The following is a 15,626-nucleotide window of genomic DNA, read 5'->3' as shown; positions in this document are numbered from 1 at the left end:
TCACCGGTAGCCCGCCGGATCCACCTCCGCCGGGTCACGGCCTGCCCGGTGGACGTCGGCGTACCAGCGGCCCCAATCCGGGCGGGACCCGTCCACGTCGGTGAACCCGTACTCGTGCATCAGGGTCCAGGAGGCGAGCGTCCGGCCGGCGAAGCGGGACACCTCCGGGTCGTGCACCAGCGCCGCCACGCCGCGGGCCAGGTAGTACGGCGTCTCGGAGATCGCGAAGTCCGGGCCGCCGGCGCCGGCCACCGCGTCGCGCCACGACTCCTCCGTGACGCCGAACAGGTCCAGCATCGCCTCCGAACGCAGGAAACCCGGGGTGACCGCGAGCCCGGCACACCCGTGCGCGGCCAGTTCCGCACCCAGCGCCCGGCCCAGTGCGCGCACCCCGCACTTCGCCAGGTAGTACGGGATGCCCGCGCCGACGTACTCGTCGTCCTCCCCGTCGGTCACCTCGACCACCACACCGCCGGGGCGCCGCAGGACCAGCGGCAGCAACCGGTGCAGGGCGATGAGGTGGGTGTCCAGCGCGTTGTGCACCAGCCGCAGCGCGTCGTCCAGGCTGGACTCCCAGTACGGGTGCGCGAAGTCGGCGAACGGGTCACCACCCCACACGTCGTCGACCAGCACGTCCAGCCCGCCGGACTCCCGCTCGACGCGGTCGCGCAGCGCGTCCACCTCCGGCACCGACGTGAAGTCGCACCGCACCGGCACACCCCGGCCGCCGGCCGCGTCCACCAGCTCGGCCGTCTCCTCGATCGTCTCCGGCCGCCGCATCGGCGAAGCGGACTCCCGCGTCGTACGCCCGGCGACGTACACCGTGGCGCCGGCGCGACCCAGCTCGACCGCGATCGCGCGGCCGCATCCCCTGGTCGCGCCCGTGACCAGCACCGTCTTCGCCGTCATGCCGAGCACCATAACGGGCGACCCCGACAAAACCGGGCGGCGAAGCTCAGGGGCGATTCAGGGTCATCACCGATCCCGCGCGCGCCTGATGCGCGGGAAGCTACTACCGCAGTCGGGTGGGAAGTTGGAACCACAGGATGACGCGCACACCGGCCCCGATCGGTCAGCATGAGAGCGGAACGGGGAACGACAGGCATTGACCACCAGGGGAGCAACCATGATCGAGGCACGCGGCCTCACGAAACGATACGGGAAGACGCTCGCCGTCAACGATTTGTCCTTCGACGTCGCCCCGGGCCAGGTCACCGGCTTCCTCGGCCCGAACGGCGCCGGGAAATCCACCACGATGCGCATGATCCTGGGCCTGGACAACCCGACGAGCGGGCAGGTGACGATCGGCGGGAAACGCTACACGGAATTGAAGCACCCGCTGCGCACCGTCGGCGCACTGCTGGACGCCAAGTGGGTGCACCCGAACCGGTCGGCGCGCGCGCACCTGGCGTGGATGGCGAAGTCCAACCACCTCCCGGCGCGCCGGGTGGACGAGGTACTCGAGACCGTCGGCCTGACCAGCGTCGCCGGCAAGCGCGCGGGCGGGTTCTCGCTGGGCATGTCGCAGCGGCTCGGGATCGCCGCGGCCCTGCTCGGCGACCCGGAGGTGCTGCTGTTCGACGAGCCGGTCAACGGCCTCGACCCGGAGGGCATCCTCTGGATCCGCAAGTTCATGCACCGGCTGGCCGACGAGGGCCGCACGGTGTTCGTCTCCAGCCACCTGCTGTCGGAGATGGCGCTGACCGCGTCCAACCTGGTGGTCATCGGCAAGGGCAGGCTGATCTCGCAGAGCAGCACCACCGAGTTCGTGGCCAGGGCCAGCGAGAACACAGTGAAGGTGCGCAGCCCGCAGCTCCGGCAGTTGCGTGCGCTGCTGCCCGCGGACAACGTCACCGACACCGATGGCGGCATCCTCGTGTCCGGAGTGGACAGCGAGAAGATCGGCGAGCTGGCCGCCGGCAACGGCATCGTGCTGCACGAGCTGAGCCCGCAGACGGGTTCGCTGGAGCAGGCGTTCATGCAGATCACCGGCGATTCGGTGGAGTACCACACCGGTCTGGAGACCGAGGCCCGGCACGTGCTCGAGCCGGCGAACTAGGGGAGACGAACCATCATGACTTTGCTTGCCGTGGAACGGATGAAACTGTTCACCACCCGTTCGCCGTGGTGGTGCGCCCTGGTGGCGCTGGCCGTCACGATCGGGTTCTCCGCCCTGGTCGTCGGGGAAGCCGCGGACAGCGGGCCGTTCGCCCCCACCGTCGCCTCGACCCAGTTCGGCTACAGCTTCGGCATGGCCGTGATCATGGTGCTGGCGGCGCTCGCCGTCACCACCGAATACCGGTTCGGCACGATCCGGACGACCTTCCAGGCGGTGCCCAACCGCACCGCCGCGCTGGTGGCGAAGGCGACCGTGGTCGCGCTGGTCGCGCTGGTCATCGGCGAGCTGAGCGCGTTCGGCTCGTGGGGGATCGCCAACCTGCTCAAGCCGAACGCACCGCTCGCGCTGGACAGCGGCGCGGACTGGATCAACGTGGCCGGGGTCGGCGCGGTCTACGCGCTCGCCGCGGTGATCGCGGTGGCGGTGGGCATCCTGCTCCGCCACAGCGCCGGTGCCATCGCGCTGCTGCTGATCTACGCGCTGGCGGTGGAAAACCTGGTCCGGCTGATCCCGGGCATCGGCGACGACATCTACCAGTGGCTGCCGTTCAACGTCGCCAACAAGTTCCTGACCGGCGACGGCGCGTCGGACCTCGGCCGCAACGCGGAGGCGGGCGCGCCGCTGTCCAACGCCGTGCTGTCGCAGGGCTGGTCGCTGGCCTACTTCGCCGCGGTCGCGGTCGCCCTGCTGGCCATCGCGATCGGCGTGGCCCGCAAGCGCGACGCCTGAGACCACCACAGGGGAAGCTCCGGTGGGGACCGGAGCACGGGGGAATGGAACGGCCCGGGCCACCGAATTCGGGGGGTGGCCCGGGCCTTTCGCCGTCCGCGTGAAAAAAAGCGCGGGATGATGCCGTTACGACCGTCGGGTTAATTGCGTGTAACACCCCTGTGGGCGCCCTCACAGGAAGCGGACGAACCGCTTCTGACCAGGCATTCTGGAATTACCAGGTCAGGCGACTCCACGGAGGTGACCCTTGACGCTGGAAATCGGTCAGGAAATTCCCGCTCCGCGCACCGCCGCGCATCCCCTCGCACTGGAACCGCTGGACGCGCTCGAGTGGTCCCAGGCCGTGGAACTGCCCCGGATCGCGGCGACCGCGACCCGGCCGGCGGAGATCCGGCGCGCGTGGATCCACCGCGCACCGGAAAGCGAAGTGCTGGCGTTGTTCCGGGCGGTGAGCGCGCGCGGCGAAATGATTCCGTCGCCGTGGTGGCTGCGGGCGCTCGCGGACGGCAGGCTGGATTCCCGCGAGACCGGTTTCCGCATCGAGGACCGGATGGCGCAACTGCTGTCCCGTCGTCCGGGCTGGGAGTACGTGCCGTGGGCCGCCGACGGCGAGTCCGGGTACTGGGAGTTCATGCCCTCGGAGAACGGGCGGTCCGGGCACAAGATCCCCACCACGATTCTGACCACCAGCCGCCACGACGGGTGGATCGACGTACTGCCGGCCCACCTGGGCACCACCCCGGCGCCCATCGCCGTGGCCGGTGTCGGCGGGCTGCGCGCCCGCTTGGGGGAGTTCGAGTCGCTCCGCTAGGTTCTGCCTCTCAAGCGGCGGAGCCGCTTGTGGTGGGCCGTCAACCGGCACCGCCGCAGGTTCTGAGGTGGTTCCTGGCGAGGACAGCGCCGACGGTGTTTCGGCATACATGAGGAGGCGATCCCGAAGCCAGGGGCCGCCTCAGGTTCTGCTACCTGCACCGCCACGCAAGCCCTGTGCCGAACACGCGCCAGGGCCAGCTAATTTGGGCGGGTGGAGAGCGAGCAGCAACCGCGCCTGCGGAGTGTCGTCAGCTACGTGCAGCGGGGCGGCCGGATGACGGTCGGCCAGCAACGTGCCTGGGAACGGCACTGGGCGGACCTCGGGCGGCGCGTGGCCGACCTGCCGCCCGGTCCGATCGACTTCGCCGGCTGGTTCGGCCGGCCGGCTCCGGTGCTGCTGGAGATCGGAAGCGGCATGGGCGAGACCACGGCACAGCTCGCGGCCGCGGCGCCGGAGGTCAACTACGTCGCCATCGAGGTGTACGAGGCCGGTCTCGGCCAGCTGATGCTGCGGGCCGAGCGGCTCGGCCTGACCAACCTGCGCCTGCTGCACGGCGACGCGGTGATCGCGCTGACCGACCACATCGAGCCGGATTCACTGTCCGGCGTGCGGATCTTCTTCCCGGACCCGTGGCCGAAGAAGCGCCACCACAAGCGGCGGCTGGTCCAGCCCGAGTTTGTGCGGCTGGTCGCGTCGCGGCTGGCGCCCGGCGGCATCCTGCACCTGGCCACCGACTGGGAGCACTACGCCGAGCAGATGCTCGATGTCTGCTCGAACGAGCCCGCGTTGCGCAACCGGTTCGACGACTGGGCGCCGCGGCCCGGCTGGCGCCCGGTGACGAAGTTCGAGCAGCGCGCCGACCAGGAGGGCCGGATCAGCCGGGACCTGATCTTCGAGCGGGTGAGCTGACCGGCCGCCCCACCCCCAGCGAACGGGGCGGCCGGCCGGAGCTCATTCGTCGGCCAGCGGTTCCGCGCGCACCCGGTTGAGGGCCGGCGTGCAGACCGACGAGGCGAGCACCGCCGCCACGATCCCGAGGACCACCGGCGCGGCCAGCCACGGGGTGAGGACCGGCGTCGCGTCCGATTCGTCGCTGATGGCCGTCGAGAACAATCCGAGTCCCGCGACCATGCCCAGCGCCCCGGACCCGATCGTGGCGACCAGCGCGGGCAGCGCGGCCTCCATCCGCAGTGCCCGCGACAGCACCCCGGTGGAGGTGCCCGCCGCCATCAGCGCACCGAACGTGCGGCGCCGGTCCATCACCGACCCGGCCGTGGTGATCGCCGCGCTGCACCCGGCCAGGAGGGCCGCGATGGTCACCCCGATGACCGTGACGCGACGCAGGTCGTCCAGGGCGTGGTCCTTGAACATGCCCTCGGTGGTCACGCTCTCCGACCCGGCGGCGGCGACCAGCGCGGTGCGCACCACCTCGTAGTCGGCCGGAGTGGTGTCGACCGCGACGTACGCGTACTGGGGTGTGACCCCCGCCGGCATCAGGGACGGGTCGATCAGCGCCCACCGCTGCCCGTTGTTGCCCTCTGCCACCAGCGGTTTCACCGGTGTGCCCGGGGCGAACGGCACCGCCGGGTCGTAGTGGGACCCGGCTACTCCGAATTCGCCGAGGTCGATCGAGGAGGTGCTGTAGACCCCCGGCCCATCGCAGTGGTCCTGAACGCGGTAGACGCGCACCGCGTCGGTGCAGGAGACGACCGCTGCGTTGATCGCGTCACCGTTTCGCGACATGAGAACCACCGAGGGCAACGCCACGGCCCGCTGCGGCAGGTTGTAGCGCTCCAGGTTGCTGTTCGCGCGCGCGGTCAGGGCTTCGAGGTCTTCACCGTAGCTGGCCGCGGACAGCGTCGAGTCGCGCATGATCCCGCCCTCGTTCATCGCGTCGAAGCTGGGCATCAGCACCAGCGCCATCGAGCCGGTGAACACGGCGAGCACGACCCCGGCCGATGCCCGGTACGCCCCGCGCGGGTCGTTGCGCAGCCGCCGGCCGGCCAGCAGCACCGACGGTTTGCGCCAGGCGCTGACGAACAGCTTCCCGATGACGGCCGTCACGTACGGTCCGGCGAGCATCGCCGCGATGATCATCAACCCGAGACCGAGCAGGATCATCCTGTTGCTGCCGTTCGTCTGGACTTCCAGGAGGAAGAACGCCGCGCTCGCCGGCAGGGACAGCAGCCGCCACCAGCGCAACGGCTTGGGTGTGTGCTCCACGACCGCGCCGATCGGGTTGCGCACCACGCGCCGCAGCCCGATCACGGCGGCCAGCAGCACCAGACCCGGCACCGTCAGCAGCGCGAGCGCGGTGAGCCCGGCCCCGAGCCGGAAGTCGGTCGCCAGCCAGGTGCCCCCGTTCCACGGCACGAGCTTCGCCAGCGACCACAGCAGCGGGCTGATCGCCCAGCCGAGCAGCGTGCCGGTCACCGCCGCGACGCCGGTCTCGGCCGCGGTGATCGCGACGACCTGACCCGGGGTGGCCCCAGCCAGGCGCAGGGCGGCCAGCCGCTGCTCGCGGCGGGTCGCGATGAGCCGGGCCGAGGACGCGACCAGCACCAGGCTCGGCACCAGCAGCACCACCAGACCGACCCCGGAGAGCAGGCTCAGGAACGGGTCCACCTCCGCATCGCCCGGTGGCACGAACCCGTGGCGCTCGTTCGCGTGGGCCGGCATGGTCTCCGGGCTGTGCCCGACGAGCGCGACCATCTGGTCCGGGGACCGCAGCGCGTCCTCGCCGAGCACGCCGACCACGCGGCCCGGGAACCGGTCGGCCAGCTGCGACGCGGGCAGCCGCTGCATCGTCTGGAACAGCGCGGGTGACACCACCACTTCACCGGGCCCCGGGACCTTCGGCACCCCGGGCGGCAGTTCGATCCCGTCGGCCAGCGGCGCGACGTCCACGCGGTCGATCTTCCGGTCGCCGGTGAAGTCGGTGCCCGTGGTGATCTTCAGCGTCGGCGCGCCGTCGGATTGCCGCCCGTACCCCTCCTGCCACGCCGCCCGCTCCTCGCGGGCCTGTGTGGCGGAAGGCAGGCTCAACAGCAGGAGCGCCAAGCCCGTGGCCACCGCGACCCCCACCGCGGTGAGCACGGTCGCCGTGCGGGTGCGGCGGTCGGCCCGCAGCACCTTGACCGCCAGCTGGACCGGGATCACGTCAGCACCTCCACCGGCTGCGCGATCCGCCCGTCCCGGATGGTCACGGTGCGCGGCAGCGACGCGGCCAGCTCCACGTCGTGGGTCACGATGACCACGGCGGTGCCCGCGGCGGAGGCGGCGTCCAGCAGGGCCTTCATGGTGTCCTTGCCGGTGCGGGTGTCCAGCGCGCCGGTCGGTTCGTCGGCGAAGATCACCTTCGGCTGGTGGGTGAGGGCGCGGGCGATCGCGACCCGCTGCGCCTGCCCGCCGGACAACTCGCCCGGCCGGGACCCCTCCCGGCCGGCCAGGCCGAGGCGGCCCAGCCACTCCCGCGCCGCGCCGAGCGCCGCACGCCGCTTCACACCCGCGAGCAGCATGGGCAGCGCCACGTTCTCCTCGGCGGACAGTTCGGCGACCAGCATCCCGGACTGGAACACGAATCCGAACTCGGTCCGGCGCAGTTCGCTGCGGCCGGTCTCGGACAGCTGGTCGACCCGCCGCCCGTTCAACGTGATCTCGCCGGTGTCCGGCCGCAGGATCCCGGCCAGCACGTGCAGCAGGGTCGTCTTGCCCGAACCGGACGGTCCGACGACGGCGATCGCCTCACCCGCGTGGATGTCGATGTCCACCCCGGCCAGCGCGACCTGCTCGCCGTAGTGCTTGACGAGCTCCCGCCCGGACAGTACGGCGCTCCCTTGTGGAGTCATGAGTGTTTCCCCTTTCGGTGTTCCCGCACAGCAGGTTCACAGGTGGGGCGGGGTGTCCGGATCGGCCGATCGGCCGATACCGGGTGGCCGGGCGGCCAAGGTGCGGGGCCACCCCGTTCCTCTACCGTTCCGGTGTGTCGTTCTCTGCGCGCGTGACCTCGGCCTGGCGGTGGCTGGGGCTCGAAGGCGTCCTCCTGCTCGCCGCCTTCCTGTGCGATCTCGCCGTGGTGCTGCCGGCCAGTGTGGACTCCGTCGGCCCGCGTGGCCGGGACCTGCTGCTGCTGCCCGGGATGATCGTGCTGGGCGCGTGCGCGTTGTGGGCGAGAACCCAGCCCGCGGCCGCGGTGGCCACCGGTGCCGCCACCCTGTTCGCCTCGAGCTTCCTGATCCGGTCGACCCACGCGGCCGCCTACACGGCGCTGCTCAGCAACCTGTCGCTGAGCGAGACCGTTGCCGGGCTGGAGCTGGTGTTCTTCTGCGTGCGGCGGGTGCGCCTGGCGGAAATGGTCACCGGCACCACCACCCTGGTGATCGCCGGGCTGTTCGCGGCCACGTACCGCAACGGCGGGTCGAACTCGCTCGGTGAAACGGTCCTGATCGGCGCGGTGCTGCTGATCGTGGTGGTACCCGCCGGGCTGTACTTCCGTCGTGAGCCGCCGCTACGGCCGGACAGCCCGGCGCGCCAGGTCGTCCGCGAGCAATGGCCGCTGATCGGCGGGCTGAGCCTCCCGCTGTTCCTGGAGCTGTACCAGGTGGGAAGCACGAGCACCATGCTCGCCCTTCCCGCGCTGCTGTGCTCGGTCGCCGCGGCCGCCGCGACGGTCTACGCGACCCACCGCCCGCTGCGGGCCGGTCTCCTGCTCGCCGCGATCATCTTCGTCACCGCCCCGGCGATATTGATCGGGCCGTCCGAGGAGCATTGGTTGGTCGGCGGGGTGCCGGTCACCGAGGTGATCGCCGGGACCATCGTGGTGATCCTGCTGGTGCGCTTCGCCGAGCCGTGGCGGGCGTGGGGCGTGATCGCGCTGTTGTCGGTGGCGGTCGCGATCACGACGCTGACCGCGCTGATCTTCAGGCGGAGTTCGTGGCGGATGGTCGAGCTGCCCAGCCTGGCGGTCGGCGCGGTCCTGCTGCTCGGCATCGCGGTGGCGTTCGGGCTCTACTTCCGGGCGCGTGACTCCGAACGCCGCAAGGTGGTGGAGGCCGCGGTGACCGACGCGCAGAACTCCGAACGGATGGCGCTGGCGCGCGAGCTGCACGACCTGGTGGCGCACCACGTCACCGGGATCATCGTGCAGGCGCAGGCGGCCCGGGTGATCGCGGACCAGAACCCGAAGGTGGCGCTGGAGGTCATCGGGCGCATCGAGGCGGCGGGCACCGAGGCGATGACCGCGATGCGGCGGCTGGTGGGCAGCATGCGCGCGGGCGCGGGCGCGGACGCGGTCACCGGCCAGGCCACCATGGACCTCGCCGCGGACCTGCGGCGGCTCGCCGAATCCGGGCACCACGGCGTCGAGGTGCAGGCCGACGTGCGGGTGCCGGAGGACCTGCCGCAGGAGGTGGCGCGGTCGGCGTTGCGGATCGTGCAGGAGTCGCTGACGAACATCGGCAAACACGCACTGGGGGCGACGCGCGCGTGCGTGCTGGCCGAGGTGCTGGACGGCGAGCTGCACATCCGGGTGGCCGACGACGGCAAGGAGGTGGCGGCGCGCCCGGCCGGCGGTTCGGGCGGCTACGGTCTGGTCGGGATGCGCGAGCGGGTCGAGCTGCTGCACGGCCGGCTCGCCGCGGGCCCGGCACCGGACGGGGGCTGGGTGGTGGAGGCGTGGTTGCCGGTGGAGGAAAAGGCTTGATTCGCGTACTGATCGCCGACGACCAGAGCATGGTGCGGATGGGGTTTCGGATGATCCTCGACGCCCAGGACGACATCGAGGTGGTCGCCGACGTCGAGGACGGGGTGGCGGCGGTGACGAAGGCGCGGGCGCTGCGCCCGGACGTGTGCCTGCTCGACATCCGGATGCCCGGGCTGGACGGGCTGGAGGTGACGCGCCAGCTCGCCGGGCCGGACGTGGCCGACCCGTTGAAGGTGGTCGTGGTGACGACGTTCGACCTGGACGAGTACGTGCACACGGCCCTGGGCAACGGGGCGAGCGGCTTCCTGCTGAAGGACGCCGGGCCGGCGCTGCTGATCGAGGCGATCCGGGCCGCGCACCGGGGCGACGCGCTGGTGTCGCCACAGGTGACGGTGCGGCTGTTGAAGCACTTCGAGGGCGCGTCCGCGCGGCGGTCGGTGTCGCCGCCGAAGGAACCGCTGACGGCCCGGGAGCTGGACGTGGTCCGAGCGGCCGCCCGTGGCCTGACGAACACCGAGATCGGCACCCAGCTGTACATGTCGCTGTCCACGGTCAAGACCCACCTCGCCGCCGTGCAGGGCAAGGTCGGCGCGCGGAACCGGGTGGAGATCGCCGCGTGGGCGTGGCGCAGCGGGCTGATGGAGTGAACGCACCCGCGGCGCGAGTGGGAGCACACCGGCGGCGGCGGCCGGGCACATAGAATCCGGGGATGCCGCAGCGTCTCCGTGCCCCGGTCGTCCTGCCCTGTGATCCCGCCTGCTCGGTAGTCCGGGACGGCGTGGTCGACGTCGGCGACGACGGGCGGATCACGTTCTGCGGTCCCGCCGCCGACGCGCCCGGGGAGCTGCCGACCACCCGGCTGCCGGGCATCCTGCTGCCCGGTCTGGTCAACACGCACGCGCACACCCCGATGACGCTGCTCCGCGGTATGGGCGGCGACCTGCCCCTGCTGCGCTGGCTGCACGAGATCATCTGGCCGGCCGAGGCGAAACTGCGCGCCGAGGACGTGCGGGCCGGGATGCTGCTCGGCTCGGTCGAGATGCTCCGGCACGGTGTGACCACCAGCGCGGAGATGTACTTCTTCGCCGAGCAGATGGCCGAGGCGGTGCTGGAGAGCGGCGCCAGGGCGGTGCTCGGCGGCCCGATCATCGACCTGCCCGGCATCGACTGGCGGCGCATGGTCGAGGCGGCCGACCGGTGGATCGACACCGACGGCCTGCGGTTCGGCCCCGGCGAGCGGATCGAGTTGTCCTACGCGCCGCACTCGGCGTACATGCTGCCGGTCGAGGCGCTGCGGCAGGTCGCCGAATCGGCCGCCGCGCGGGGTGCGCTCGTGCAGATCCACGTCGCCGAGGCGGCGGACGAGGACGCCAAGCAGCGCGCGGAGTCCGGTTCGGTGCCCCGCCTGCTGGACGAGATCGGGCTGCTGCGCGGCCGGACGCTCGCCGCGCACGCCGTCCACCTGTCCGATGAGGACATCGCGATATTCGCCGCGCGCGGGACCGGAGTGGCGCACTGCCCGGGGTCGAACGCGAAACTGGCGTCCGGCATCGCGCGGTTGACCGACCTGCGCGCGGCCGCGGTCGCCGTCGGGCTCGGCACGGACGGGCCGGCCAGCAACGACGACCTCGACCTGTGGGAGGAGGTCCAGCTCTCCGCGATGTTCGCCCGGCTGTCCACCGAGGACTCCACCGCGCTACGGGCGCGGGACGCGCTGCTGCTCGCCACCCGCGGCGGCGCCGACGCGCTGGGGCGCGACGACATCGGCGCGCTGGCACCCGGCCGCTGGGCCGACCTCGTGCACGTCGACCCGGACGGGCCCGCGTTCGCCACCGGGCTGGACGAGCCGGACGAGCAGGTGATCTCGAACCTGGTGTGGGCGTCCGGATCGCGGCAGGTGCGGGACGTGTGGGTAGCCGGTGAGCAGGTCGTGGCCGGCGGCGAGACGGTGCGCGTGGACCGCGCCAAGGTCCAGTCCGCCGCGCGGGAGGCGGCCGCCCGGCTGCGCGCCTGAGGGAGCGGTCACATCGGACGGTGATGATCTTCCCGGCCGGTTCACCGATCCGGTGACGCTCATTCACCCGGCGTTCCCGAACCCCCGCTTTCATCGACACTCGTGTGGGGAGTACTCGAAGTACTGGAAGCGGACCCCGACGGCCTGGAAACAGCCGCTGGTCACATCACCAACCTGCTGACCGACCTGGACACCGGTGCGCTCGCCGCGGTGACCCCGAACGCCGAGGTCTACGGCCACGCCGGCCTCGCGAGCAAACTCGCCGAGTTCGCCGGGCTGGCCCGCATCGCCGCGCGGGTGCTGCACGAGCGGGTGGACCTCACCGGTTCCGCGCTCCAGGATGCGGCCACGGTGTACCGGGGCATGGAACTGGGCAACGAGACCCTCATCCGCCAGGCCGGGCAGTGAGCGCCGAGCTCGGCTCCACAAAGGACCCGCGCGAGCTGATCCCCGGCTCGCCGGAGACCATCGCCGAGCACGTGCGGACCCTGCTCGACCAGGCGGAACAGTTCGACGGGATGGGATCGAAGCTGTCCGGGTTCCGCGTGCCGGGCTGGCAGGGCGCCGCCTCCAACGCGTTCGGGGAGCTGATCCAGTGGTTACCGCCGCAGTGGCTGAAGGCGTCCGACAGCCTGTCCACGGTCGCGGACGGGCTCTCCGCTTACGCCGACACCCTGCACTGGGCGCAGCGGCAAGCCGGCGAAGCCATCGCCACCTGGGACGAAGGAAAGCGGGCTCAGGAACAGGCCGCGGTGCAGGCCGCCGCGGGCGGCACCGAAGACACGCAGCAGCAGGCCGAGCAGAAGCGCGCACAGGGCGACCTGCTCCAGCAGGTGGCGCAGGAAATCCTCGACCGGGCCCGTGAGCAGCTCGACCGCCAGGCCGGCGACCTCATGCGGATGCTCGGGACGGTCGAGGCCGCGGCGGGCACCGCGATCGGCGGGCTGCTGCACGCGATCACCAGCCCCGAGGACGACGAATTCGGCAGCAAGTACATCCCGCCCGAGCACGGCAAGCTCAGCCGCTACCGCTACTACGCCTACCTCCTGCACCAGGTCTCCGACGGCACGGTGACGGCGGGCGACCTGACCCTGACCGGCAAGCTCGAGACGATGATCGGCAGCGAGAACAACTTCCAGGCCGCGCTGAACAAGAAGGGCCTCACGCTGGAACTCGAGTCGATCAACGGCTTCAAGACCACCGCGACCGGGCGTGTCGATACGGGGGTGCTCGGCCTGGACGGCAAGGCCGAGGGCACCTTCGGCGTTCGCGGCCGGGCCGGGGTCCGGATCACGAAGACCGCGCTCGACGCCAAGGGCGGGGTGTTCGCCGGGGCGCGCGGCAGCCTCCGCGGCGCGGCCGACGTCGGTGGGGTCGGCGTGGGCACGACCGCGGAGGGCTGGGCCGGTTTCGGCGCTGAGGCCGGGTTCAACGTGGGCATGGGTGACGACGGCAAGTTCCACCTCAAGGGCAACGTGGGGGCGGCGGTCGGGCTCGGCGGCGAACTCGGGTTCGACCTGCAGGTCGACGGCCACAAGGTGGCCCAGACCGCGAAGTCGGCGACGCACGCGATCGGCAACGGCGTCGAGGCCGTCAGCGAAGGTGTCAAGGACTTCGGTGAGGGCGTGTCCCACGTCGGCCAGTCCCTGAAGGGGTTGTTCGGATGACACCACTGCCCATTTCCGTCCACTTCGGACTGCCGGACGGCTGGGAGCCGGTGGCGACCGACGAGGCGGCGTTCGCCGCGATCCGGTCGGACACCGCCGGGATCATGCTGACGGGCGGCGTGTGGCCGTTGTCGGTGCCGTTGCGCACGGTGGCCGCCGAGGCCGTGGACGACCTGCGCGAGACCGTCGCCGAGGTGACCGTGCTGAGCGGGGACGACATCGGCGCCGACGGGTTCGTGCAGGAGCTGCGGTTCACCACCGGCGACGAAACGTTCGTGCGCAGCGAGGTCTACCTCGCGATGGGCGAGGGGGCGGAGCAGCGCGCCGTCGTCCGCGCGGTGCTGACCTGCACGCCCGGCGAGTTCGGCACCCTGGCGGACGACTTCCGCGAGTTCGTCGGCTCGCTGGGGCCCGACGACTAGTGCGGGCGGGGCCGGACGGTGACGTCCGTGACGTGGGCGTCGGGACCCGCGGTGATCGCGGACAGCACCGCCGCCGCGACCGAGTCCGGCCGCAGGTACCGCCGTGGCGCGTACTCCTTGCCCTCCCCGGCGATGATGCCCTGCTGCATCTCGGTGTCGGTGCGGCCCGGGTAAATCGATGTCACGCGCAACCCGGGCTCCTCCTCGCGCAAGGCGTCGGCGAACGCGCGGACGGCGTGCTTGCTGGCCGCGTACGGCCCCCAGCCGGCCCGGGTGGACAGACCCTGACCGGAGTTGATGACCACGACGTGCCCGTGCGCGGCGCGCAGGGCCGGCAGCAGCAGCCGGGTCAGCTCAGCCACCGCAATGACGTTGATCTCGAGGTTCTTCCGCCACACCGCCGCCCCGGACTGCTCGACCGTGCCGAGCTCGGCCGTGCCCGCCGAGTGGACGAGCACGTCCAGCCGGTCGATGCCCGCGACGGCCGCGCGGACGCCGTCGAGGTCGGCCAGGTCCACCGGCCACGGCTCCGCGCCCGGCGCCTCGGCGGCCTGCTCGGCCAGTGCGTCGGCGTCGCGGCCGCCGAGCAGCACGCGGTGGGTCGGGGCGAGCGCGCGGGCGACGGCGGCGCCGATGCCGCGGGACGCGCCGGTCACGAGGGCGAGGGGACTTTCCGGCATACCCCTACGTTAGGTGGTTGGTCCCGGCCGGCTGGCGGCACGCACCGGATGCCGCCGCGTACCGGCGACGAAATCGAGTCGATTCTCGCACGATCTTGACGAATCACCCGGTCGTGGCATGCAATGCGGGGATGCCAACGAGGACGATCGCCGAGGGTGACCGGATTCTGGGCAAGGTCGCGCTGCGGATCATGCCCTTCCTGGCCCTGCTGTATTTCGTGAACTACCTGGACCGGGTCAACATCGGCTTCGCCGGGCCGAACGGGATGAACAAGGAGCTGGGGCTGTCCGCCACGGCGTTCGGGTTCGCCTCCGGCATCTTCTTCCTCGGCTACCTCGTGCTCGAGGTGCCCAGCAACCTCGCGCTGCACCGGTTCGGCGCGCGGCGCTGGCTCGCGCGGATCATGGTGACCTGGGGGATCGTCGCCACGGTGCTGGCGTTCGTGCCCAACCCGACCACGCTGGTGATCATGCGGTTCCTGCTCGGCGTCGCCGAGGCGGGCTTCTTCCCCGGGATCATCCTGTACCTCACGTACTGGTTCCCGGCGGCGCAGCGGGCCAAGGCGATCGCGTTGTTCATGGCCGCCGTGCCGGTGTCGTCGGCGATCGGGTCGACCGTGTCCAGCCTGCTGATCGCGCACGGGAACGGCGCGTTCGGGCTGTCCGGGTGGCGGTTCATGTTCCTCGTCGAGGGCATCCCCGCGATCCTGCTCGGGTTCGTGACCTGGTTCTACCTGACCGACCGGCCGGAACAGGCGAAGTGGCTCACCGAGGACGAGCGCCGCTGGCTGACCACCGAGCTGGACAACGAGCGCAAGGCGACCGAGGCCGAGCACCACTGGCCGCTGCGCAAGGCCCTGACCCACCCGCGCATCCTCGGGCTCGCGTTCGTCTACTTCGCGATCGCCTACGGCCTCTACGCGCTGGGGTTCTTCCTGCCGACGATCATCGCCGGGTTCTCCCAGCAGTTCGGGACGAAGCTGTCGACCGTGCAGGCCGGTCTGGTGACCGCGATCCCGTACGTCGTGGCCGCGGTGGTGATGGTGGTCTGGGCGCGGCACGGCGACCGCACGCGCGAGCGGAAGTGGCACGTGGCGCTGCCGATGATCGTCGGCGGGGCGGCCATCCCGATCGCGCTGTACCTGGGCAACCCGTACGCCGCGATGGTCGCGGTGACGATCTGCGCCGTGGGGGTGTGTGCCGCGTTTCCGACGTTCTGGGCGCTGCCGTCGACGTTCCTGTCCGGAGCATCGGCCGCCGGAGGGATCGCGCTGATCAACTCACTGGGCAACGTCTCCGGGTTCGCCGCGCCGTACGTGACGGGCTGGCTGCGGGACCTGACGGGCAGCCAGCGCACCGGGTTGTGGGTGGTCGGCGTGTGCATGGTCGCCGGCGCGCTGGTCGCCCTCGTGCTGGGCGCGCGGCTCAAGGCCGAGTCGGCTCGGAAGTCCTGAGCGGGGCATCGGCCCGGCCCCCGGGG

15 protein-coding genes are annotated in these 15,626 nt (G+C 71.7%); 11 read left to right on the top strand and 4 right to left on the bottom strand.

The window, feature by feature from the left end:
• Entirely contained in the window at positions 1–909 is a 909-nt protein-coding gene (locus tag FHX46_RS01385) for an SDR family oxidoreductase (protein ID WP_167109915.1), read from the bottom strand.
• Positions 910–1,126: 217 nt separating this feature from the next.
• Between FHX46_RS01385 and FHX46_RS01380 the strand changes: the two genes are divergently transcribed.
• From FHX46_RS01380 to trmB, 4 genes are all read left to right on the top strand, one after another.
• Positions 1,127–2,059 carry an ABC transporter ATP-binding protein gene (locus FHX46_RS01380; RefSeq protein ID WP_167109913.1) on the top strand — a complete coding sequence of 311 codons (933 nt, stop codon included), beginning with the start codon at positions 1,127–1,129 and terminating at the stop codon, positions 2,057–2,059.
• Positions 2,060–2,074: 15 nt separating this feature from the next.
• A complete protein-coding gene (locus tag FHX46_RS01375; RefSeq protein ID WP_167109911.1) occupies positions 2,075–2,848 on the top strand; it encodes an ABC transporter permease in 774 nt (257 codons plus the stop codon).
• 247 nt (positions 2,849–3,095) lie between these two features.
• Positions 3,096–3,659: a hypothetical protein gene (locus FHX46_RS01370; protein ID WP_167109909.1), complete on the top strand. Its 564-nt coding sequence runs from the start codon at positions 3,096–3,098 to the stop codon at positions 3,657–3,659.
• 213 nt (positions 3,660–3,872) lie between these two features.
• Complete coding sequence (trmB, locus tag FHX46_RS01365) at positions 3,873–4,571, top strand: tRNA (guanosine(46)-N7)-methyltransferase TrmB (RefSeq protein ID WP_167109907.1); 699 nt, start codon at positions 3,873–3,875, stop codon at positions 4,569–4,571.
• A 42-nt stretch (positions 4,572–4,613) separates the two neighbouring features.
• Here trmB and FHX46_RS01360 read toward each other — a convergent pair whose 3' ends face one another.
• Both FHX46_RS01360 and FHX46_RS01355 read right to left on the bottom strand, forming a co-directional pair.
• Positions 4,614–6,821 (bottom strand): FtsX-like permease family protein, encoded by a 2,208-nt coding sequence (locus tag FHX46_RS01360; RefSeq protein ID WP_167109905.1) that lies wholly within the window; start codon positions 6,819–6,821, stop codon positions 4,614–4,616.
• A complete protein-coding gene (locus FHX46_RS01355) occupies positions 6,818–7,510 on the bottom strand; it encodes an ABC transporter ATP-binding protein (RefSeq protein WP_167109903.1) in 693 nt (230 codons plus the stop codon). Before FHX46_RS01355 ends, FHX46_RS01360 begins: the two co-directional genes overlap by 4 nt.
• Positions 7,511–7,644: 134 nt before the next feature.
• Here FHX46_RS01355 and FHX46_RS01350 point away from each other — a divergent pair, with 134 nt between their 5' ends.
• The 6 genes from FHX46_RS01350 to FHX46_RS01325 all read left to right on the top strand — a co-directional run bounded on the left by FHX46_RS01350 (position 7,645) and on the right by FHX46_RS01325 (position 13,466).
• Positions 7,645–9,363: a sensor histidine kinase gene (locus FHX46_RS01350; RefSeq protein WP_167109901.1), complete on the top strand. Its 1,719-nt coding sequence runs from the start codon at positions 7,645–7,647 to the stop codon at positions 9,361–9,363.
• A complete protein-coding gene (locus FHX46_RS01345) occupies positions 9,360–10,010 on the top strand; it encodes a response regulator transcription factor (protein ID WP_167109899.1) in 651 nt (216 codons plus the stop codon). Before FHX46_RS01350 ends, FHX46_RS01345 begins: the two co-directional genes overlap by 4 nt.
• Before the next feature lie 62 nt (positions 10,011–10,072).
• Positions 10,073–11,377, top strand: coding sequence for an amidohydrolase family protein (locus FHX46_RS01340; RefSeq protein ID WP_167109898.1), 1,305 nt, complete (start codon positions 10,073–10,075; stop codon positions 11,375–11,377).
• Between the two features lie 102 nt (positions 11,378–11,479).
• The gene (locus FHX46_RS01335) at positions 11,480–11,785 is read left to right on the top strand and encodes a hypothetical protein (RefSeq protein ID WP_243871203.1); all 306 of its coding nucleotides are present in this window, start codon (positions 11,480–11,482) and stop codon (positions 11,783–11,785) included.
• Positions 11,782–13,044: a putative T7SS-secreted protein gene (locus tag FHX46_RS01330; RefSeq protein ID WP_167109896.1), complete on the top strand. Its 1,263-nt coding sequence runs from the start codon at positions 11,782–11,784 to the stop codon at positions 13,042–13,044. The genes FHX46_RS01335 and FHX46_RS01330 overlap by 4 nt, the downstream gene beginning before the upstream one ends.
• The gene (locus FHX46_RS01325; RefSeq protein WP_167109894.1) at positions 13,041–13,466 is read left to right on the top strand and encodes a hypothetical protein; all 426 of its coding nucleotides are present in this window, start codon (positions 13,041–13,043) and stop codon (positions 13,464–13,466) included. The genes FHX46_RS01330 and FHX46_RS01325 overlap by 4 nt, the downstream gene beginning before the upstream one ends.
• Here the strand turns inward: FHX46_RS01325 and FHX46_RS01320 are convergent.
• Positions 13,463–14,146 (bottom strand): SDR family oxidoreductase, encoded by a 684-nt coding sequence (locus FHX46_RS01320; RefSeq protein WP_167109892.1) that lies wholly within the window; start codon positions 14,144–14,146, stop codon positions 13,463–13,465. The two genes, FHX46_RS01325 and FHX46_RS01320, sit on opposite strands and share 4 nt — an antisense overlap.
• Before the next feature lie 131 nt (positions 14,147–14,277).
• Here FHX46_RS01320 and FHX46_RS01315 point away from each other — a divergent pair, with 131 nt between their 5' ends.
• A complete protein-coding gene (locus FHX46_RS01315; protein ID WP_167109890.1) occupies positions 14,278–15,600 on the top strand; it encodes an MFS transporter in 1,323 nt (440 codons plus the stop codon).
• Positions 15,601–15,626: the final 26 nt, after the last annotated feature.

Source organism: Amycolatopsis viridis, assembly GCF_011758765.1.
Lineage (GTDB): Bacteria > Actinomycetota > Actinomycetes > Mycobacteriales > Pseudonocardiaceae > Amycolatopsis_E > Amycolatopsis_E viridis.
This window is presented reverse-complemented; position numbering and strand designations above follow the sequence as displayed.